The 21,526-nt window shown below is 73.0% G+C and carries 14 protein-coding genes and 2 tRNA genes; 8 read left to right on the top strand and 8 right to left on the bottom strand.

The window, feature by feature from the left end; genetic code table 11:
* Positions 1–44 precede the first annotated feature (44 nt).
* The gene (gene recN, locus VMF70_06790; GenBank protein ID HTT67716.1) at positions 45–1,712 is read left to right on the top strand and encodes a DNA repair protein RecN; all 1,668 of its coding nucleotides are present in this window, start codon (positions 45–47) and stop codon (positions 1,710–1,712) included.
* 9 nt (positions 1,713–1,721) lie between these two features.
* Here the strand turns inward: recN and VMF70_06785 are convergent, their stop codons facing one another.
* The 3 genes from VMF70_06785 to VMF70_06775 all read right to left on the bottom strand — a co-directional run bounded on the left by VMF70_06785 (position 1,722) and on the right by VMF70_06775 (position 6,146).
* Positions 1,722–3,284: a hypothetical protein gene (locus VMF70_06785; GenBank protein ID HTT67715.1), complete on the bottom strand. Its 1,563-nt coding sequence runs from the start codon at positions 3,282–3,284 to the stop codon at positions 1,722–1,724.
* Between the two features lie 169 nt (positions 3,285–3,453).
* Positions 3,454–4,749 carry a hypothetical protein gene (locus VMF70_06780; GenBank protein ID HTT67714.1) on the bottom strand — a complete coding sequence of 432 codons (1,296 nt, stop codon included), beginning with the start codon at positions 4,747–4,749 and terminating at the stop codon, positions 3,454–3,456.
* 17 nt (positions 4,750–4,766) lie between these two features.
* Positions 4,767–6,146 carry an outer membrane protein transport protein gene (locus tag VMF70_06775; protein HTT67713.1) on the bottom strand — a complete coding sequence of 460 codons (1,380 nt, stop codon included), beginning with the start codon at positions 6,144–6,146 and terminating at the stop codon, positions 4,767–4,769.
* Between the two features lie 163 nt (positions 6,147–6,309).
* On the opposite strand from VMF70_06775, the gene VMF70_06770 reads away from it, so the two are divergent.
* The 7 genes from VMF70_06770 to VMF70_06740 all read left to right on the top strand — a co-directional run bounded on the left by VMF70_06770 (position 6,310) and on the right by VMF70_06740 (position 13,784).
* A tRNA-Gly gene (locus VMF70_06770) sits at positions 6,310–6,382 on the top strand.
* Between the two features lie 4 nt (positions 6,383–6,386).
* Positions 6,387–6,469 (top strand) — tRNA-Leu (locus VMF70_06765).
* A gap of 154 nt (positions 6,470–6,623) precedes the next feature.
* On the top strand, positions 6,624–6,971 hold the full coding sequence (locus tag VMF70_06760) for a YciI family protein (GenBank protein ID HTT67712.1): 348 nt from the start codon (positions 6,624–6,626) through the stop codon (positions 6,969–6,971).
* Positions 6,972–7,090: 119 nt separating this feature from the next.
* Positions 7,091–8,245: an RNA polymerase sigma factor gene (locus VMF70_06755; GenBank protein HTT67711.1), complete on the top strand. Its 1,155-nt coding sequence runs from the start codon at positions 7,091–7,093 to the stop codon at positions 8,243–8,245.
* A gap of 138 nt (positions 8,246–8,383) precedes the next feature.
* A complete protein-coding gene (locus VMF70_06750) occupies positions 8,384–11,653 on the top strand; it encodes a glycosyl hydrolase (protein HTT67710.1) in 3,270 nt (1,089 codons plus the stop codon).
* Positions 11,654–11,657: 4 nt separating this feature from the next.
* Positions 11,658–12,395: a class I SAM-dependent methyltransferase gene (locus VMF70_06745; protein HTT67709.1), complete on the top strand. Its 738-nt coding sequence runs from the start codon at positions 11,658–11,660 to the stop codon at positions 12,393–12,395.
* 72 nt (positions 12,396–12,467) lie between these two features.
* On the top strand, positions 12,468–13,784 hold the full coding sequence (locus tag VMF70_06740; protein ID HTT67708.1) for an NAD(P)-binding domain-containing protein: 1,317 nt from the start codon (positions 12,468–12,470) through the stop codon (positions 13,782–13,784).
* A gap of 9 nt (positions 13,785–13,793) precedes the next feature.
* Here the strand turns inward: VMF70_06740 and VMF70_06735 are convergent, their stop codons facing one another.
* From VMF70_06735 to asnB, 5 genes are read right to left on the bottom strand one after another with little or no spacing between them, the layout of a single operon-like run.
* A complete protein-coding gene (locus VMF70_06735; GenBank protein HTT67707.1) occupies positions 13,794–15,308 on the bottom strand; it encodes a hypothetical protein in 1,515 nt (504 codons plus the stop codon).
* Positions 15,305–17,122 (bottom strand): hypothetical protein, encoded by a 1,818-nt coding sequence (locus VMF70_06730; protein ID HTT67706.1) that lies wholly within the window; start codon positions 17,120–17,122, stop codon positions 15,305–15,307. The genes VMF70_06735 and VMF70_06730 overlap by 4 nt, the downstream gene beginning before the upstream one ends.
* Positions 17,122–18,012 carry a hypothetical protein gene (locus VMF70_06725; protein HTT67705.1) on the bottom strand — a complete coding sequence of 297 codons (891 nt, stop codon included), beginning with the start codon at positions 18,010–18,012 and terminating at the stop codon, positions 17,122–17,124. Before VMF70_06725 ends, VMF70_06730 begins: the two co-directional genes overlap by 1 nt.
* 31 nt (positions 18,013–18,043) lie before the next feature.
* Positions 18,044–19,663 (bottom strand): hypothetical protein, encoded by a 1,620-nt coding sequence (locus VMF70_06720; protein ID HTT67704.1) that lies wholly within the window; start codon positions 19,661–19,663, stop codon positions 18,044–18,046.
* Between the two features lie 2 nt (positions 19,664–19,665).
* A complete protein-coding gene (asnB, locus tag VMF70_06715) occupies positions 19,666–21,516 on the bottom strand; it encodes an asparagine synthase (glutamine-hydrolyzing) (protein ID HTT67703.1) in 1,851 nt (616 codons plus the stop codon).
* Positions 21,517–21,526 lie beyond the last annotated feature (10 nt).

Here is a 21,526-nt window from a genome sequence, read left to right as displayed (position 1 = left end):
CAGCCGATACCGATGACCCCCCTTCGCCGCCGGGATCCAACGCCATGCTGACCGAGCTCAGGGTCCGCGACGTCGCGGTCATCGCCGACGCGCGGCTGGAGCTCGGGGCGCGCCTCAACGTGCTCACCGGGGAGACCGGCGCCGGCAAGTCGCTGCTGGTGGACGCGCTGGCGCTGCTGCTGGGCGAGCGGGCGACGGGCGAGATGGTGCGCACCGGCGCGCCGCGCGCGTCGGTCGAGGGCGCCTTCGACGTCGCCGGGCGGGCGGACCTGGCCGCGGCGCTCGGGGAGCAGGGCATCGAGGTGGAGGACGGCCGCCTGGTCCTCAAGCGCGAGGTGCAGGTGTCGGGGCGCAGCCGGGCCTGGGTGAACGGCAGCCCGGTGACGGTGGGCGTGCTGGCGGAGGTGGGCCGGCGGCTGGTGGACCTGCACGGGCAGCACGAAACCCAGTCGCTGCTGCGGCCCGACGCGCAGCGGGACATCCTCGACGCGTTCGCCGAGGCCTCGGTGGAGGCGGCGGCGGTGCGCGCGGCGCACGAGCAGCTCGAGTGCCAGGTGGCCGAGCAGCGGCAGTTGGAGGAGCGGCGCGCCGAGGCGCGGAAGCGGGCCGACTACCTGCGCCACGTCGCGGAGGAGATCGAGCGTGCGCGGCCCAGGCCGGGCGAGCTGGAGCAGCTCGAGGCCGAGGTGCGGCGCCTGGGGCACGCGGAGGAGCTGGGGCGGATCGCGGAGGAGCTGTCGCAGCTGCTGGACGGCGACGACCGCGCGGCCAGCGCGGCGCTCGCGCACGCGGCGCGGCTGGTGGCGGCGCTGGAGCGCTTCGACGCCGGCGGCGCGGCCGGCTGGCGGGAGATGCTGGACGGGGCGGTCCTCAACGTCGCCGAGCTCTCGCGCGCGGTCGGCGCGTACCGCGAGGGGGTGGAGCTGGATCCGGCGCGCCTGGCGTCGCTCGAGCGCCGGCGCGACCTGCTGTTCCGGCTCGACCAGAAGTACGGCCCGGGCATGGACCGGGTGATCGCGGCGGGCGAGGAGGCACGCCGCGAGCTCGGCCTCCTGGACACGGCGGACACCGACCTCGCGGCGCTGGCCCGCCGCATCGAGGAGGCCCGCAGTGCGCTGGCGGACCGGTGCCGCGCGCTCACCGCGAAGCGGTCCACGGCGGCGCGCAGGCTCGGCCGGGCGGTCACGGCGCGGCTGGCCGCGCTGGGGATGCCCGACGGGAAGTTCCGGGTGGAGCTGAAGCGGCTCGAGGCGCCGTCCCGCTCCGGAGCCGAGGCGGTCGAGTTCATGGTGCAGCTCAATCCCGGCATGGACGAGCGGACGCTCGCCCGCGCGGCCTCGGGCGGCGAGCTGTCGCGGATCATGCTGGCCCTGAAGGGGGAGCTGGCCCGCCACGACGCGGTGCCGACCCTGGTGTTCGACGAGGTGGACCAGGGCGTGGGCGGCCACGTGGCCGGCCGGGTGGCGGAGTCCCTGAGCGGCGTGGCCGGCGACCACCAGGTCATCGTGATCACCCACCTGCCGCAGGTGGCCGCGGCCGCGGCGCAGCACCTGGTGGTGGCGAAGGCGTCGGCGGGCGGCGTGGCCCAGACCGACGTCCGCGCCGTCGAGGGCCAGGAACGCGTGGAGGAGATCGCGAGGATGCTGGGAGGCGACGCCTCGCCGGAGACGGCCCGGAAGCACGCGACGGAGCTGCTCAAGCGGGCGGGCTGAGCGCGCGGCCTACTTGAACAGCTTGACGTACCCCCGGATCGCGATGTGGAACACGCTCTCCTGTGGCACCCGCCCGCCGCCGCCGTAGACCGTGTTCTCGTACGACACCGTGACGCTGTACGGGAGGCTGGCGCGGCCCTTCGCGTAGCGGCCGACCGTCGAGAAGGTCACCCCGCCGCCGATGCGCATCCAGCGCACCCCGGTGTCCTGGTCGAGCACGCTGGCCGGCAGGAGCACCACGGCGCTGTCGGCGGGATTCACGTAGCTGTGCTTCGTCGGTCCTTGCGAGAAGAAGCCGTACGCCACCCGCACCGAGAACGCGTCGTCCACCAACCAGGTCGGGGCCAGGTCGGCCCCGAGCCAGGGCGCCGGCTTCCGGCGGATCGTGGCCAGCTGGCTCAGCGGCGCGATCGGGAATTCGGGCGGGGTCACGCGCATCGGGATCTGGTCGGCGGCAGCGGCGCCGGCCCGGCCGACGGCGTGGATCAGGAAGTGCTCGCCGAGGATGAAGTCGTTGGCCAGCGCGCCCTCGAAGCCGAGCTGGTGGGTGCCGGTGCCGAGGTCGAGGAAGGTGGTGGCTGACGGCGCCTCGCCGGTCGGGAAGCGCACGGTGAGGACGATCTGTCCGCGGTACCGCGCGCCTTCCGCGACCTGGTAGGTGAGGTGGGCGGTGATGTCGCCGATCCCCGTCTTGACCACCGTGCCGAACGTGTCCGCGGCCACCGGGAGCGCGGGATCGCTGTAGAGGCGCTCCAGGTCGTCACGGATGAGCGCGGCTTCGGGCAGCGTCAGGCCGGCGGAGCCGAGCGCGGGCAGGCTGTCTCCGAGTGCCTGGTACTGTCCGGCGAGCTGCGTATAGGAGGAATCGGCCCGCGCCAGGCGGATCAGAAGGCTCTCGGCCGCGACCGTGCTGTCGCGCGGCAGGAACGGCTGGCGGCTCGCGGCGAGGAACGGCGTGAGCGCCGCGATCGCCGCCAGCGCCTGCGGGCGCAGGGCCGGGGGCCCGCTCGTGGCCTGCGTCTGAAGGGCCGCCAGGGCCGCGGTCATCTGTGAGCGGAAGGCCGAGTCCCTGGTCGCGTCGAGGAAGGCCGGGTTCCATCCCACGTTGCTGCGCCGCGCCAGCGCCGTGTCCAGGTTGAAGCTCGCGTCCACCCGGCTCCGCACGATGGGCACCGTGACGCCGATCGCGAGCCGCCGGCTGATGCCCAGCTCGAGCCCGACCGGTAGCGTGCGCACGCTGGCATTGAGCGCGATCAGCGGGTGGCCGAGGTTGAGCGAGAAGGCGCCGAGTCCGGTCGCGCTCCGGAGCGTATCCTGCAGCTGCGAGAGGAACGGCAGGTTCGCGGTGCCGAGGGAGTCGGTCGTGTAATCCGCGGTGATCGGCACCAGACCCGCCGCGCCGGGCTGAAAGCGGTGGTCCCAGCTCGACCACAGCGGCGTGAAGTCCACCCGCAGCGTGCCGGGCGCCAGCGGAACGGCGAACTCCGTTTGTGCTTGGAGGGGTCCGGCGAGGAGCACGCCGGCGGCGATGCCCAGGACGGCGGCGAGCAGGGCGGAGCGGCGGGGCGGCATGGGCGGCGTCAAGTCTAGCTACGCGCCGGCGGCGATGTCCAGCGTGCGTGCGTCGGGGACGCGGTAGCGGCCGCGTCCCGGCGCACCAGCCGGGTCCGCGGCGACAGCAACGAATCGGGCGGCCGCCCGGAGGCGGCCGCCCGATGGGGGATCAGATCAGGCTCTGGCGTCAGGGAGGCGTCAGCGTCGTGCCGTACTTGGCGTTGATCGCGGCCACGAACGCGTCGGCGATGGCCTTGTGGCCGGCGGCCGTGGGATGGATGCCGTCGAGCGAGACCAGCGGGCCGAACGACACGGCGGGCGGCGGCCCCGGGGTGAACAGCGGGAACGGCGGGATCAGTGCCGCATTCGCCGCCAGCAGGCCGTTGAAATCCACGAGCGCCCAGCCGCGCGTCGTGGCCTGGGCCTGGATGTACGCGTCCAGCGTCAGGATCCGTGTGACGATGGCCTTGACCGTCGCCTTGGTCAGCACCGCGCCGGCGGGCAAATTGGCGGTTCCGAAGTTGACGGTGGCCTGGCCCGTGCCGCAGTTCAGGTACGCTGCGGCGCCGCGGCTCAGCGCGCCCGTGATCGTCGCGATGGCGGGGAAGGTGACCAGCATGCTGTCACCCACGCCTCCGAGGGCGCTCGGCGCGCAGCTCGGGTCCACGGCGAAGTTCGGCGATGTGTACGGCGCCGTGGTGTCCGGCAAGGGGGCCGGGCAACCGTGGTGACTGAGGCAGAAGAGGATCACGCCCACGCTGAAGTGTGGAATCACCGTCACGTTCGGAATGTTGATCACCGCCACCTTGGCGCCCGTGAGACCGATGGTGTCCGCGATCGCGGCGAACTGCGTCTCGAACGCCGCCACAGGCGTCAGCAGCGTGGTATCCGCCTCCGTGGCGGCGCTCAGCACGTCGTTGCCGCCGATCTCGAGCGTCACGAACGCGGGCCTTGCCGCATACAGGATGTCGATCGGGTTGCGGCTGCCGGTGATGAACTGGGCCAGGAACAGCGTGTCCGTCGCGGGATGCGTCACGTCCTGGATGTTGAGAACCTGGGCCGCGCGGAGGCTCGGCACCCCGAGGTTGTTGAACCACCCCTGCTTCCCCGGGACCGACAGCGGGCTGATCAGGTTGCACGCCGCGCCGGCGCCGCTGCTGTCGTTGCCGCCGCCCACCCGGTCGCCCGTCAGGGGGTCGGAGTACGGCGCCGGGCACCCCGGGGCCGTGAAGCCCGGGTAGTACCAGTTGGCGTTCGGCGAGAAGCCCATCGCGGTCGCCAGCAGGTACGGGAACGCCTGGCGCTGCGTGGCGTCGCTGATCCCGCCCGACTGGACGCCGGCGCTGATGCTGGTGCCCAGGGCGATGTAGCCGCGGAAGTTCGTGCCGCCGGCCGGCGCAGCCATCGGCCCGATCTGCTGGTTGTCCAGGCAGCCGGTCGCGAGCACAGCCAGCGCGGCGAAGGCAACGGTGGAAAGGCGCATAGGACGCGGCTCCATGGTTAGAACCCCAGCGCCAGGCTGGCGCCGAAGAGGTTCGCCTTGAACTGGTAGAGACCGTGGTTGACCAGGTCGCCGGGCACGCCGGCGGGCGGATCGATCATCCGGCCGCGCCGGTCCTGCTGCTGCAGGTACTGGTAGGCCAGGTCGAGCCGCAGCCGCGGCATGAGCAGGACGCCGACGCCGAGCGTGCCCTCGTAGCGGTTACCCTCGGGAAGCACCGGCGTCACCGACGCGTCGGGCGAAGCGCCGTTGTGCCGCAGGGCGCCCGCGCGGATCGCGAACTTCGGTGTGGCCCGCCAGTCGATCCCGAAGCGGAACGCGTCCGTGCTCTTGTAGTTCTCCGGCTCCGTGACCGTGGGCGCGACCGTGAGGGTGAGCTTCAGCGTGTCGAAGACCGACCAGTTGGTGTGCTGCCAGTCCGCCAGCACCGTGAGGTTGTCCATCAGCTTGTACGCGATGCCCGCCACGATCTGGTCCGGCATCGTGATCGAGGTGCTCGCGCTCTGGTTGGACAGCGGCTGGCCGGCGGCGAAGCCCTGCGCGAGGACGACGTCGAGCGGCGTGCCGCCCGGCACCTGGAGAGGGTTGCCCGCCGGGAGCACGATGCCCGTCGGCACCTGCGTGAAGCTGGCCGTGCCCGTGAAGTCGATCTTCACGCGGCTCAGGTACCGCGCGCCGATGCTCAGCCGGTCGGTGACCTTCACCAGGCCGCCGACGTGGAAGCCCCAGCCATTGCCGCTGACGTCGAACAGCACGTCGGCCATGTCCGTCCCCGCGGGCACGCCGAGCGAGCCCAGCGTGAGCGGCGTGCCGGTCACCGGCAGCGTCGAGGCGTCCACCCGCCGGTGCACCTGCGCCGAGGAGTGCACGTAGTCCACGCCGGCCCCGATCTGGATGCGCGGGGTGATGGCGTAGGCGACCGTGGGCTGGACGTAGATGCTGGCGATGGTGGTCTTGTAGGCGAGGTACCGGCCCGGCGAGGTGACCGGCCAGTCCGTCGTCAGGCCGTAGGGCGCGAACACGCCGGCGCCCACCGCGAGCCGCGGCGTGACCTGGTAGGTCGCGTAGCCGGACGGCACCGGGAACACCTTCTTGTTGAGATCGGTGCGGGCGTTGGTGGCGCTGTCGGTGAAGTTCCCCGTCGGCGCGATGAACGTCACCCCCGCCTGGAGGTTGAACTTGGTGGCGCCGCCCAGGATCGCGGCCGGGTTGAGGAACACGGCGCTCGCCTGGTTGCACGGCGCGGCCACCCCGGTCATGCCCCGCGCCATGCTGCAGGCGTCGTGCTCGTACACTGAGAACCCCTGCGCCCGGGCGCTCGGTGCGAGGCTGATCGCGGCCAGCAAAGTGGCCGCACACGCTACGGCGATTCGCCGCATGGTGCCCTCCGACAGGCGTGATGGACCAACGAAAAGCGACGATGTTACGCAGGCGTTACGAACCGGTGGTGAGGCTACGGATCACGATGGTATTTGTCAATGTTAATGGCGGCGTTGCGCTTGACGATCCATCGTGCGGAAGCCTAGGTTCCCACTCGGAATTGCGGGAATAGCTCAGTTGGTAGAGCACAACCTTGCCAAGGTTGGGGTCGCGGGTTCGAGTCCCGTTTCCCGCTCTCGGCCCGGGTGGCGAAATGGCAAACGCAGGGGACTTAAAATCCCCAGGGGGCGACCCCGTGCGGGTTCGAGTCCCGCCCCGGGCATCCAGGCACGCCACACGAGGAGGGGCCGCCAAGGCGGCCCCTTCGAGTTTCAACCGGGCTCGGCCGGTCCCCTGGGCGAGCCGGTGTCGATTTGGCCCCCGGCCGGACGACTAGCTGGCGTCCACAGCAACGCACCACCACCCCGGAGGGAGCCATGAAGTACCTGTGCCTGCTGTACGCCGACGAGGCCCAGTACCCGAAGCTGACCAAGGCCGAGGCCGACCAGTGGATGGCGGAGTTCGCCGCGTTCACCGACGACATCAAGCGGAGCGGACACTTCGTGGCCAGCAACCGGCTGCAGCCCACCCAGGCCGCGACGACGGTGCGGGTGCGCAACGGGAAGCTCTCGACGACCGACGGGCCGTTTGTCGAGACCAAGGAGCAGCTCGGCGGCTACTACGTGATCGAGGCGCGGGACCTCAACGACGCCATCTCGGTGGCGGGGAAGATCCCGGGCGCGCGCTTCGGCAGCGTCGAGGTGCGCCCGATCATGGACATGTGACGGGGGCGTGACGGGAATCGGGACGGGCGGGGACGCAGCCGAGCGGGTGCGCGAGATGGTGGATTCGATCTACCGCGCCGACTCGCGCCGCGTCCTCGCCACCCTGATCCGCCTGCTCGGTGACTTCGACCTCGCCGAGGAGGCGCTACACGACGCCTTCGCCGCCGCGGTGGAGCGCTGGCCGGCCGAGGGGCTGCCGGCCAACCCGCGGGCGTGGCTGGTCTCGGGGCCGCTTCAAGGCGATCGACGGCCTCAGGCGGCGGGCCCGCTTCGACGCGTCGCTCGCCCAGATCGCCTCGGACCTCGACGCCGAAGCCGCCGCCAGCGACGCGGCGGAGGAGAGCGGCATCGACGACGACCGCCTCCGGCTCATCTTCACCTGCTGCCATCCGGCCCTGCCGCCCGATGCCCGCGTGGCCCTGACGTTGCGCGAGGTCTGCGGGCTCACGACCGAGCAGATCGCCGCCGCGTTCCTCACGCCGCCCCCCACGGTGGCGCAGCGGATCGTGCGCGCCAAGGCGAAGATCCGCGACGCCCGCATTCCCTACCAGGTGCCCTCGCGCTCGGACCTCGGCGACCGGCTCGACAGCGTGCTGCACGTCGTCTACCTGGTCTACAACGAGGGCTACTGGGCCTCGTCCGGCGACCGGCTCACCCGCAGCGACCTCGCGGACGAGGCGATCCGCCTCGGCCGCCTGCTCGTCGCGCTGCTGCCCGAGCCCGAGGCGCAGGGCCTGCTCGCGCTGATGCTGCTGCACGAGTCCCGGCGCGCCGCCCGCACCACGCCGGCCGGCGAGCTGGTGCTGCTGGAGGACCAGGATCGCTCGCGGTGGGACCGGCAGCGGATCGCGGAGGGCGCGGCGCTCGTCGCGCGCGCGCTCGGCTCCCGGCGCGTCGGTCCGTTCGCGCTGCAGGCCGCCATCGCGGCCGTGCACGCGGAGTCGCCCGGCGCCGACCGCACCGACTGGCGCGAGATCGTCGGTCTCTACGACGTGCTGGCGAGGATCGCCCCGTCGCCGGTCGTGGAGTTGAACCGCGCCGCGGCGGTGGCGATGCGCGACGGTCCGGCCGCCGGCCTGGCGCTCATCGACGCGCTCCTGGCGCGCCGCGAGCTGGACGACTACCACCTGGCGCACTCCGCGCGCGCGGAGCTGTGCCGGCGGCTCGGCCGTCGCGCGGAGGCGCGGGCCTCGTACGCCCGCGCGCTCGATCTCGCCCGCCAGGAGCCGGAGCGGCGGTTCCTCGAGCGCCGGCTGGCTGAGCTGGCCGGGTAGGCTCCGCCGCGGCCGTCGCCCGCGGCGGGCATCCTGAGTAGAATTGAGGCCGCGCCCGGCCTCGATCGTCCGGGACGCTTCCAATTTCGGTCAACCGACATCCCCGTTCTCGACGAGCCGTTGCTCGCGGAGGCTCCGGTGCGCGTTCGCCTCTTCCGTTCCGTCACCCTCTGGCTGCCGGCGGTGCTTGCCCTTGCCCCGTCGCCGGCCCGGGCGCAGGTGCCGTACGACTCGACCGCCTTCCGGGCCCTGGCCTGGCGGGAGATCGGCATCTTCCGTGGCGGACGCTCCGTCACGGCGGCGGGCTCGGCCGCGCGGCGCGACGAGTACTGGATGGGCACGACCGGCGGCGGCGTCTTCAAGAGCACCGACGGCGGCAACACCTGGACGGCGGCGAGCGACAAGTACTTCGGGGGCACGATCGGCTCGATCGCCGTGAGCGCGTCGAACCCCGACGTGGTCTACGTCGGGACCGGCGAGTACCCGGTGCGCGGCAACGTCTCGCACGGCGACGGGGTGTTCAGGACCACCGACGCGGGGCGCACCTGGACGCCGCTCGGGCTCGCCGCCACCCAGCAGATCGCCCGCGTGGTGGTGCACCCGACCAACCCCGACATCGTCTACGTGGCGGCACTGGGCCACGCGTTCGGTCCCAATCCGGAGCGCGGCGTCTACAAGTCCGCCGACGGGGGGAAGACCTGGACGCAGGTGCTCTCGCGCAACGACTCGACCGGGGCGTCGGACCTGGCGATGGACCCGTCGAACCCCGAGGTGCTGTACGCCGCGTTCTGGCAGGTGCAGCGCACGCCCTGGGGCCTGACGAGCGGGGGCAAGGGCAGCGGCCTGTTCAAGACCACCGACGGCGGCGCGCACTGGACCGAGCTGACGGCGAACCCCGGCCTGCCGCGGGGCCTGTGGGGCAACGTCGGCGTGGCGGTCTCGCCCGCCAGGCCGTCGCGCCTGTGGGCGATCGTCGAGGCCGACTCGGGCGGCGTGTACCGCAGCGACGACGGCGGCGCCACCTGGACCTGGACGAACCGCGACCACAAGCTCCGCCAGCGGGCCTGGTACTACATGCGCATCACGGCCGATCCGAAGGACAGCAATACGGTGTGGGCCGTGAACACGGGGCTGTTCCGCTCGAAGGACGGCGGCCGGACGTTCGAGCACCTGCCCGATCCGCACGGCGACAACCACGACCTGTGGATCGCGTCCAACGACCCGCAGCGGATGATCGAGTCGAACGACGGGGGCTCGAACGTGTCCACCAACGGCGGGAAGACGTGGACCGACCAGGACTACGCCACCGCCCAGTTCTACCACGTGACCACCACCAACCACTTCCCGTACCGCGTGTGCGGCGCGCAGCAGGACAACTCCGGCGTGTGCGGCCCGAGCCGCTGGCCGGGCGGGATCACCCGCGCCCAGTGGTACGACGTCTCGGGTGAGGCGGGCTACGTCCAGGCGCGCCCGGACTCGGCCGACATCACCTACGGCGGCGACAACAGCGGCTTCCTCGCGAGGGTGGACCATCGGACCGGCTTCTGGCGGATGGTCAGCCCGTGGCCCGACGACCCGGACGGCCACCCGGCCGCCGAGGGTCGCTACCGCATGCAGTGGACCTTCCCGCTGCTGATCTCGCCCCACGATCCGAACACGCTCTATGCCGGCGCCAACGTGCTGTTCAAGACCACCAACGGCGGGCAGAGCTGGAGCGTGATCTCGCCGGACCTCACCCGCCACGACCCGCGGACGCTCGGCGCCTCCGGCGGCCCGATCACGCTCGACCAGACCACGGCGGAGTACTATGCCACGATCTTCGCGCTGGCCGAGTCGCCGCTGGCGCGCGGCACGATCTGGGCGGGCTCGGACGACGGGCTGATCCACCTGACCCGCGACGGCGGCCGCACCTGGGCGGACGTGACGCCCCGAGACCTGCCGCCCTTCACCCGCATCTCGATCATCGAGGCCGGGCACTTCGCGCCGGGCACCGCGTACGTGGCCGCGAACCGCTACCAGCTGGACGACCCGTCCCCCATCATCCTCAGGACCGCCGACTACGGCCGCACCTGGAGCCGCATCGTCGCCGGGATTCCGGCCGGCGAGTTCGTCCGGGTGGTGCGCGAGGACCCGGCGAAGCGCGGGCTGCTGTTCGCGGGCACGGAGCGCGGGGTGTGGGTGTCGTTCGACGACGGCGGGCAGTGGCAGTCGCTGCGCCGCAACCTGCCCATCGTGCCGGTGCACGACCTGGCCCTCAAGGACGGCGACCTCGTCGCCGCCACCCACGGGCGCTCGTTCTGGATCCTCGACGACATCACGCCGCTGGAGTCGCTGACGCCGGCGGTGCTCCAGGAGGACGCCCACCTCTCCCCGGTCCGGGACGCCTACCGGGTGGACTGGGGCGGCGCGGACGCGGGCAGCGACGCGCACCCGGTCGGGAAGAACCCGCCGAGCGGCGCGATCGTGGACTACTGGCTGAAGGCCGCGGGCCAGGAGGTGACGCTGACCTTCCTGGACTCGGCCGGGCGCGTGATCCGGCGCTTCACCAGCCGCCAGGACTCGATCGTCGCCGCCGACTCCGCGCGCGCGGCGGGGGGCCTCAGCGCGCGGCGCGACAGCCTGATGAAGGCGCTGGGCGACAGCGTGAAGGTGGACAGCCTGCTCGGCGACACGCTCAAGGACGGGGACAAGCCGTGGCCGCAGCGGCCGCCGGCGCCGCCGCGCGTGGGCGACAAGGCCGGGCTCAACCGGTTCGCGTGGAACCTCCGCTATCCGGGCCCGGCCGTGTTCTGGGGGATGAACGACATCGGCACCGACGGTCCGGTGGCCTTGCCGGGGCGGTATCGCGTCCGGCTGGAGGTCGGAGGGAGGAGCTACGAGCAGACCTTCCGCCTCAAGGTGGACCCGCGCTCCGTGGTCACGCCCGCCGCGCTCCGGGAGCAGTTCGTCTTTCTGCAGCGGATCCGGGACACCGTGAACGCGGTGACGACGGCGGTGATCCGCCTGCGCAACGTGCGCTCGCAGCTCGAGGACCGCGCGGTGCTGCTGGCCGCGGGCGCGCCCGCCCGCGCACAGGCCGAGTCGTTCGCGGCGCGCCTGTCGGCGCTCGAGGACTCGCTGTACCAGGTGCGGCTGCAGGCCGACGAGGACAACCTCGTGTACCCCTCGCGCCCGGTCGAGCGGATCAGCGCGCTGGTGGGCGTGGTCGCCAGCACCGACGCGCGCCCCACCGCGCCGTCGTACGAGGTGTTCCGGCTGTTCGCCCCCGACGTCCAGCGGGCGCTGGCGGCCGCGGAGGCCGCACTGCGCGACGGCCTGCCCGCGGTGAACTCCGCGCTCGCCGCGGCGGGCCAGCCGGCCGTGGTGGCGGCCGTCGCCGAGCTGCGCCCGCCTCGGCCGGTGGATTGACCGCATGCTGCTGAGGCCTCCGTTCGAGAACGCCTGGCTGCGCACGGTCGGGCTGCGCCAGGTGTCGGGGCCGCTCCGGCTCCCGGCAGAGGTCTTCCAGGTATTCCTGGCGGCGCCGTGGGACCCGTCGCCGGACTTCGCCTTGCCGGCCAAGTGGAAGCGGCGCGAGCACGACCACCCGCGCTACGGGCGGTTCTGCTACGCGCTCGCGCGCGGGACCGGAGCGCGGCGCATCCTCGAGGTCGGCTCCTCGAGCGGCGGCACCACCGCGGGCTGGGCGCGCGCGCTCGCCGAGTCGGCCGCGGAGGGAGCGGCGGTCCATCTGGTGTGCGTGGACGACGACTCCTACGAGCCCGGGGTGTACCCCGCGATCACGGCGCGGAACGTCGAGCGCGTCGGCCTCGCTCCCGACCGGGTCAGGTTCGAGTGCGGCGACTCCGCCTCGCGCCTGCGCGGCATCCGGGCGGAGTACCCGGCGTACTTCGACATCTACCTGGTGGATGCCGGCCATTCTTACGAGGCCGCCAGCAGCGACCTCGGGAACGGCCTGCCGGCGGTGCGGCCCGGCGGGCTGATCGTCGTGCACGACGTCGATCGCTCCCGGCGGATGCCCGAGGCCACGGCCGCCCACCCGGCGCCCGTGTACGACGCGGTGCGGGACTTCACGCGTGCCCACGGCTTCGCCTCCTGCACGCTGCGCTTCATCCGCAAGCACCTCGCCGTCGTCCAGGTCGGGCGCTGACGACCGGCGTCCCGGGCTCCCGGGCGCGGCCGTCGTTACGGCGGAACCCGCCGGGCTATCTTCTTCCGACCCATGTCACTCGATACCATCGCGATCCTGGTCGTGGCGTTCCTCGTCGCGCTCGCCACCCTGCCGATCATCGCCTACCAGGTGCGGAAGGACCGGCGCGCCAGGGCGCTCGTCCGCGAGGCCCGCACCCTCGGGAGCCACGAGACCGTGTCGCTGCACCCCACGGTGGACGAGGGGCTGTGCATCGGCTGCGGCGAGTGCGTCAAGCACTGCCCCGAGCAGGACGTGCTCACGACCATCCGCAACAAGGCGGTCGTGGCACACGCGGTGGAGTGCGTGGGGCACGGCATCTGCGAGCGCGTCTGTCCGGTGGGCGCGATCACGCTGGTGATCGGCACCGAGAAGCGCGGCGCCGAGATCCCGCGGCTATCGGAGTATTTCGAGACCAACGTGCCGGGCCTGTACGTCGTGGGCGAGCTGGGGGGGATGGGGTTGATCCGCAACGCCGTCTGGCAGGCGTCCCAGGCCGTGCAGCACCTGGCCAAGGGACTGCCGCGGGGCCCGGGCCTCGAGCTCCTGATCGTCGGCGCGGGCCCGGCGGGCCTCGCCGCGGCGCTCGTCGCCCAGCAGCAGCGGCTCCGTTACCGGGTCGTCGAGCAGGAGACCCTGGGCGGCTCGATCCTGCACTATCCCCGCAAGAAGCTGGTGATGACGCACCCGGTCGAGCTGCCGGGCGTGGGCACCATGCCGTTCCGGGAGGTGGAGAAGGAGCCGCTGCTGGAGTTCTGGCTGCAGACCCTGGGTCGGAAGGGCATCAGGGTCGAGGAGGGTGTGCGTCTCGAGCGCGTCGAGCGAGGCGTGGGCGGGTTCGTCGCCCACACCTCGGCGGGAACGATCGAGGCGGCGCGCGTCGTCCTGGCCCTCGGCCGCCGCGGCACTCCGCGCCGGCTCGAGGTTCCGGGCGAGGAGCTGCCCAAGGTCGCCCACCGGCTCATCGAGCCCGAATCCTACGACGGGCAGCACGTGGTGGTCGTGGGCGGTGGCTCCTCCGCGCTCGAGGCCGCGATGGCGCTCGCCGAGCGGCCCCGTTCCCGGGTGACCCTGTGCCACCGGCGCGCGGACTTCTCCGGGGCGCGGGCCGCGCTGGTCCAGCGGGTGCTGCTTCTGGAGAAGGAAGGGATGCTCCAGATCCTGCGGGAGGCGCGCGTCACCGCCATCACGTCCGACCGGGTGCACTTCGACGTCGCCGGCCGGCCGGCTCAGCGGGAGAACGACTTCGTCTTCGTGCTGGCCGGCGGGGTGCCGCCCTACGAGCTCCTCAAGAAGTGCGGCGTGGACCTCGAGACCAGGTTCGGCACTCCGCTGCCGCGCTCTGCCTGACGTTTCCGCCTAGCCGCCCGATCCCCTCGGGTGGCACGAGTAGCACCCCGCCGCCGTGTAGGAGTAGCCGGTCCGCCCCTGGTGCTCGTTGTCCGTCGCCGTCTGGGGGTGACAGCCGCTCGACATGCACGTGAAGAGGTTGGGCGAGCCGGCCGTCGGATGACAGGCGGTGCAGGCCGACCAGAGCCCGGCGTGGGTCCCGCTGTAGATCGGGAAGTACGAGGCGTCGTGCTGCGTGAAGCTCGCCGGCTGGCCGGTCGGGTGGCACGACAGGCACTGGCTCGCCGTGTACGCGTAGCCGGTGATGCCGGCATGGATCGGGTCGGTCGCGGCCTGCGCGTGACAGCCGCTCGACATGCAGGTGAACACGGTAGTCGAGCCGGCCGTGGGATGGCAGGCGGTGCAGGCCGTCCACACGCCCTTGTGGCTTCCGCTGTAGATCGGGAACGTCGCGTCGTGCTGCGTGAAGCTCGCGGGTCCGCCGGTGGGGTGGCACGACAGGCACTGCTGGGCGACGTACGCGTACCCGGCGATCCCGCCGTGAATCGGGTCGGTGGACGCCTGCGGGTGGCAGCCGGTCGACATGCAGGTGAAGGAGGTCGTCGAGCTGCCGCTCGGGTGACACGCGGTGCAGCTCGTCCAGGTGCCCTGGTGGGCGCCGCTGAAGATGGGGAACACCGCGTCGTGCTGGCCGAAGCTGCCACGGCTGCCGTTGGGGTGGCACATCAGGCAGGCCGAGGACTGGTAGCTGTACGCGCTGCCCAGGCTCTGGTGCTCCGCGTCGGTGCGTGCCTGGGCGTGGCAGACCGTGCACGAGTACACCGAGTAGTCGCTGCCGCTGGTGTGGCAGCTCGCGCAGTTGCGCCACACGCCGGCGTGCGCGCCGGAGTAGATGCCGAAGATCGCTTCGTGCTGCCGGTAGAGCGCGAAGTCCCAGGTCGTGAACTGGTGGCAGCTCTCGCACTGGCTGGAGAAGCCCATCGCGGCGTGGGCCGGGCTCGTGGTCGCGGCGAACGTCGCCTGGTGGCAGGCGACGCACGGGGTGACCGCGCCGCTGAACTGCTGGAAGGCCGCCTGGCGGTGGCAGTCCACGCACTTGAGCGAGGCGTGGACGCCGAGCTCGGGGAGCCGGGTGCGGGCGTGCGCGTCGCGCGCGCTCACCTGCTGCCAGCTCGCCTCGGTGTGGCACTGCTCGCACCGCAGCCCCGCGTCGCCGCGGTGCGGGTCCTGGTGGCAGGTGCGGCACTCGCGCGCCGCGGTGCGGAAGTCGCGCAGGTTGTGGCAGCCGGCGCACGGCGCCGAGGCGTGCTGGCCCCGGAGCGGTGTGCCGGTCTTGCGGTGATCGAACACCACGTCGCGCCAGTTCTGGGTGGTGTGGCAGACGGTACAGGCCAGGCCCCGCAGGTTGACGTGCGGATTGGCCACCGTCTCCTGGTACTGGGCGGCCGCGGTGCGCGGGGCGGCGGCCCACGCCAGGAGCAGCAGGGCGGCCATGACGAGGTCTCGAAGCAGCAGTCGCCTCACCGGACCTGACCTCCCTGCGCCGTGGCGTGGCAGTCCTCGCAGCGATGCGGCAGCGGACGGAAGCGCACCACCGGCGGGTGGCCTGCCGGGCGGTGGCACGCGAGGCACCTGACGTTGCGGTGGGCCCCGTCGAGCGGGTAGTCCGAGTCCTTCTGGTGGTCGAAGACCAGCGACGCCCACGCGGTCTCGGTGTGGCAGGTGGTACAGGTGCTGCCCCGCGGCCGGTCGACGAACTGGCCGGCGTGCGGGTCGCGGTGGCAGCCCGCGGCGTCGCAGCTGGTGCCCAGCCCGCCGAAGCGCACCGGGAGGCCGGCGGCGGCGCTGGTGTGGCACTTGCCGCAGGGCAGGGCGCGATGCGCGCCGCGCAGCGGGTACCGGGTCGAATCGTGGTCGAAGGTCGGCGACGACCACGCGTCGGTCGTGTGACAGGGCGTGCAGGTCGAGCGGACCGACGCCTCAGTTCCGGCGGCCGGCCCCGAGCCCGCGACGTGGCGGCCGGCGAACTGCCCGCCGTGCGGGTCCCGGTGGCACGTGGCGCACGCGAGCGAGGGCACGGTGAACCGGATGTGGCCCGAGCCGCGCGCGGCGCCGGCCACCAGCGGGTGGCAGGCGACGCACGGCGTGGCCTGGTGCGCACCGGTCAGCGGAAACCGGGTGCTGTCGTGTGCCGCCATGGTGAAGCGGGCCGGTGCGAACTTCGTCTCCGTGTGGCAGGCGGCGCAGTCGGGGCTCGCGCCGCCCCGCTCCAGCTGGCCCTGGTGCACGTCGGCGTGGCAGGCGTCGCAGCGGTCGTACGCCATGTGCAGCCGGCTGAAGGCCCGCAGGAAGTTCCCCCGCTCCAGCGCGACGCCCGCGGGCAGGGCCGCCCGCGGCGAGGCGAGGTGGCAGCTCTCGCACCGCGAGGAAGCGTGCGCGCCGCGGAGCGCGAAGCCGGTGGTGGCGTGGTCGAACCGGCGTGCCGAATCGGCGAGCACGAACCAGCCCGTCGTGAAATGGCACTTCTCGCAGCCGCCGGCGAATCCGGCACCGTGGTGCGGCGACGCATGGCAGCCGGCGCATCCGGCCGCCGTGGACGTGCGGGTGGCGCGGAAGTCCACGAACGCCGAGTCGGTGCTGCCGCCGGGCCCGGAGGCCAGCTCCTCGCGCACGGCGTGGCACTTGTCGCAGGGCACCTGGGCGTGCAGGCCGGTGAGTGGGAACCGGGTGCGGTCGTGGTCGAACCCGGGCGCCGGCTTCCACGCGTCCAGCGTGTGGCAGGCGAGGCACTCGCGGCTCACCCGGCCGCGGTGCTCGTCGAGATGGCACGCCGCGCAGGTGGTGCCCAGACCGAGGTAGGTGCGCTGCACGGCCAGCGACGCGTCGCTCCGGACCGAGGCGTCGGCCACCAGCGCGGGCCTGTGACACGCCTCGCACGCCGGCTTGGCGTGACCGCCCTCGAGCGGCCACCCGGTCTGGCGGTGGTCGAAGCCCTCGCGGCCGCGGGGACCCGGCCACCTCACCAGCTGGAACGGCCGCCCGTTGTGCTCGCTGTGACAGGTGCGGCAGGCGAGCTCGGTGCCGTGACGCGTGGCCGCGGCGTGGTAGCCGCGGTCGGCGCCGATCTCGGCAGCGAGCGACCGGTGGCACGCCAGGCACTTCTGGCCCGACAGCTGGCGGCCGGCGTCGTGGCAGTCCAGGCAGTGCGCCAGGTCGTCCAGCTTCGCGTGGGCGGTCGCCAGGGGGCCGGGCGACGCCAACCCCTGAGCCAGGACGCGCGTCGTGGCGGTCATCAGGAGCAGCACCAGGGCGGCCGCGGCCGGGGCGCCGTGGTGCACTAGGCCCCCATCAGCGGGACGCCGAAGAACGCCTCCGACGCCACGTGCAGGACCAGGAGCACCATCATGGCCGCGAAGAACACCAGGTGCACCACGTGCCAGTAGCCGAACAGGTTGCGGAAGGTGCCGAGGAACGCGACCCGGCGCGCCGTCGCTACCTGACGCCCGACCAGGTCGAAGATCGCCTTCGCCTCCGCGCGCGGCAGCCGGCGGCCCTGGCGGATCCGGCGGTGCAGCCGTGCCAGCCGGAACGGGCGAGCCAGATCGTCCACCAGCAGCATGGGGAGGGCGCGCAGCCCGCCGCCCGTGCCGCCCTGGATCCGGCGCACGCTGCGCTCCGCCACGTCGTCGATCGCCGCCAGCTGCGCGGGCGACAGCTTGAAGTCGGTGGCCAGGCGCTGCCGCCGCGCCGCCTGCTCCTCGCGGATCTGCTCCAGCGACATCAGCTCGCCCCGGATCGTGCGGGGGAACTGCTGGTAGATCCAGCGCCCGACGACCCCGCTCGCCGCCACGACCATCATCGACCAGAACGAGTAGACTCCCAGCCCGTGCAGCTTGCCCGAGGTGTGGAGCGCCACCAGGAAGGGCCCCGCCAAACACAGGTAGATGTGCAGGTTGAGCCAGGTCCGCATCGGCCCGCGCCCGCGCATCGGCCCGAGCCGCTTGCGGCCCGAGTACAGGATGACGCCCACCAGCACCAGCGCGGAGCCAATCCAGCCGAACGGGTGGCCCAGGCTCCCCGAGGAGCGCAGCGTCTCGTGGAGCGGCGAGTTGGGCCGCTCCCACAGCGGCAGCAGGTAGTACGCGCCGCTCCGCACCAGGAACAGAGCGCCCGCGGCGGTCGAGACCAGGCCGGCGAGCAGCAGCAGCCGGTCGACGTACACCGACACGCCGATCCCGGCGGACGGCCTGGGAGACCGATCACCAGAGCTGATAGGAGACCCCCGCGCGCAGGTAGCTGCTGGTGAGCCCCGCGTACTGCCCGATGTCGGCGTTCAGGGACGCGTAGAATCCGCCGCCCAGGCGCAGGCCCAGCTCCGGCGAGAGCCCGTACCGCCACAGCGTCTGCGCCCCGCCCGGCGTCCGCGTCACGTTGGACGAGACGCTCAGCGCGGCGGTGAACGGCGAGGCGCCGAACAGGAACGGCACCCGTGCCACCGCCGATCCGAAGTCGAACAGGTCACCGTGCTGGCCCATCGCCGCGAACATGAAGTGCCGGTTGAAGATCGTGAACGTCCCGCGGTACGTCGGGTTGACGTCGGTCACCCGCTTCAGGTAGCCCGCGGAGACCTCCACTGCCGAGCCCAGCAGGTCCCGGCCGAGCGTGGCCGTGACGCCGGTGAGCCGCCCCGGCAGCGGGAACGTGTCGCCCGCCAGCAGCATCGAGAACAACAGCAGCGACGCGTGCGTCTCGTACGTGACGCCGCCGCGGAAGCCGAGCGGCAGGTTGGCGTGCAGGCCCACCGCGAGGTTGGTCAGGCGGAAGCCGCGGAAGCTCTCCCAGCCGGCGCCGTGATCGACGTCCGCCAGCAGCGAGAACGACGCGCCGGTGGTCGGCGCCCAGAAGGTCTGCGCCGAGAACCAGGTGCGCCGGATCTGGCTCCACTGCCACTGGGTCGCGCCGCTCAGCGCGCCGCTGAGCGTCTGCCCGCTGAAGCCCCAGTACGCGCCCGCCTGCGCCACCTGCGTGGACGGGTCCATCGTGTACACGTCCGGCGCGTAGCCGGCCAGGAAGCCGATGCGCTCCCCGCGGCCGGGCTGCACCTCCAGGCTCGCGCCGTCCACGAACCCGAGCGACGGGATGTCGGTCGGCACGAAGCGGCCGATCTGGAAGTTCCACCACCCGCCCGCCGGGGCCACGCGCGCCTTCAGCTCGTAGAGGATGGTCGAGCTGCCGGTCAGCCCGAAGCCGGCCAGGCCGCCGGAGCCGTTCCGATAGCGCGTCGTGCTGCGGGTGCTGAAGCTGAGCCACGAGGCCACGGGCCCGCTGGCCGCCACCGTTCCGATGGTCTGGTAGGTGGTGAGCGATTGGGCCCCGCCGGTGGAGCTGGCGGTCTGATCGAGGTTGACGCTGGCACGCCAGCGCGCCGGGCGGACCGGGCGGGCCACGACCCGCGGGACCGCTCCGGTGTCCGCCGGTGAAGGCGCCGCGACCCCGGCCACGGCCGTGTCCGGCGGCGGCGCCGGAGCGGCCGCCGTCTCCGCCCGCGGATGGGCCGTGAAGCGCACGATCTGGCCGACGGCCACCAGGTAGCCTCCCGAGATCAGCGCCGCACTCGCCGTGCGCTGCGCGACGCTCGTGACCACGGCGCGCGCCACGACGGCGCCACCCCGGCCCGCGATCTCGAGCGTGTCACCCACGGCCAGACCGGCCAGCCGCCCGGCCGTGACGAAGACCAGGTCCTCGGTGCGGTAGGAGACCCGCGCGCTGTCACGCCGTGCCGCGGCGCTGGCCTGCTGCGCCACGGCGGACGAAGGCACCGCCCACGCCACGAGCGCGCCGGCCAGCAGGCCGCGCAGCAGGCAACGGCGGTCGGGCACGGTCAGGCTGGAGTACGGCCGGCAGCCCAGTCGAGCCACTCGCTCAGCACGATGAGGGTCCAGAGAGCCCGGCCATGGTCCACCCTTCTGGAGCGATGCTCCTCCAGCAGTGCCAGCGCGGCCCCTCGCTCGACTCCGGCCGCCGCGAGGCGCGCCGAGCCGATGCGCGCGTGGGCCCACTCGAGCAGCGGCCCGCGCAGCCAGCCGCTCAACGGTACCGACAGCCCGCGCTTGCGGCGGTGCACGATGCCGCGCGGGAGGTACGCCGTCGCGTACTGCTTCAGGAACACCTTGGTCGTCACGCCGGAAACCCGCGACGAGGGGGGGAGTGTCGCGGCGTACTCGATCACGTCACGGTCCAGGAACGGCGCCCGCAGCTCCAGGGCCGAATTCATGCTCGCACGATCGGCTTTGGTCAGCAAGCCCTCGGCGAGAGACGTCTCCAGGTCGTGCCGTTGCACCGCATCGAGCAATCCCGCCGCGTCCCATTCCTCGTCCGCCACCTCCGGACCCTCGACGCCCAGGCGAGCGAGCAGCGGCGAGGCGATGTTCGACGTCCAATCGGCGTGCCGGCGCATGCCGTCCAGCTCCGCGGACGCGACGAACTTCTTGAGCAGAAACGAGATACTGACTTTCTTGTCGCTTGGAGGCCAGGCGTCGATCAGCCGCCGGCACATCCCTTTGACTACGGGGGGCAGCCTCGCGTAACGCTGGGAGATCAGGGCGCCGATGTAGGTGGGGTACCCGCCGAACAGCTCGTCGCCCCCCTCGCCCACCAGCGCGACCTTCACCTCCTCCGCCGCGCGCCGGGCCAGCAGGGCGGTGGGAACCCAGGCGGGGTCCGCGAGCGGCTCGCCGGCGTGCGCGATCAGCTCGGCGAGGGTCGGGGGGAAGGCGCCCGGGGCGACCCACACGGCGTCGCACGCGATGCCCAGGCGCTCGGCCATGCGCTGGGCGAACAGTCCCTCGTCGTAGGATCGCTCCGAGAACCGCAGCGTGAAGGCCTTGAGCGGATAGTCCGGCCGCTCGGCGCGCGCGACGGCCGCGACCAGCGACGAATCGATGCCGCCGCTCAGGAAGGCGCCGTAGCGCACGTCCACTTCGCTCTGGCGGCGGACGGCCTCGCGGAACACGGCGTCGAACTGCTCGCGTCGCGGCGCCGACTTGGGCGCCGCGGCGATGCTCCAGCGCCAGTACCGCCGCCGGGCCACGCCGCCCGCGCCGACCGTCACCAGCTCGGCCGGTCCCACCTTCCGCGCTTCGGCGAACGGCGACGCCGGGGCTCGGAAGTATCCGAACTGCAGGAACGAGCGCAGCGCGGCGGCGTCGCTGGTGAGCCGTTGCGCCGGCACGGCCGCGAGCGCCGCGATCTCGGTGGCGAAGCGCGTCCGTGCGGCGTCGGCGGCGAGGAACAGCGGGCGCTCGCCGGCCCGGTCGCGGGCCAGCAGCAGGCACTCCGCGCGCGGGTCCCAGACGGCGATGGCGAACGCCCCCACCAGGCGCTCCACGAACGCCTCGCCGAGCTCCGCGTACAGCCCGGGGATGACGGCGATGTCGGTGTCCTGCGCCGGCTCGCGCCCGCGCGAGCGGAGCCAGGCGCGCAGCTCGGCGTGGTTGTCGATCTCCCCGTTGCAGACGGCCACGACCCCGCTCGCGCGATCCACCATCGGCTGCTGCCCGCTGGCCAGGCCGCGGATGGCCAGCCGGGTGGCGCCCAGCGTGGCGGCGCCGCTGGTGAGCTGGCCCCGGTCGTCGGGGCCGCGGTGCGCGAGCGCGTCGAGCATGGCCGCGACCTCGCGCTCGCGCGCGGCCGCGTCGTCGCTGTGGCGCTCCCACCCCACGACCCCGCACACCCCGCACACG

This window comes from Gemmatimonadales bacterium (genome assembly GCA_035502185.1).
Lineage (GTDB): Bacteria > Gemmatimonadota > Gemmatimonadetes > Gemmatimonadales > JACORV01 > Fen-1245.
The sequence above is the reverse complement of the archived record's forward strand: the minus strand, read 5'-3'. Positions and strand labels throughout refer to the sequence as shown.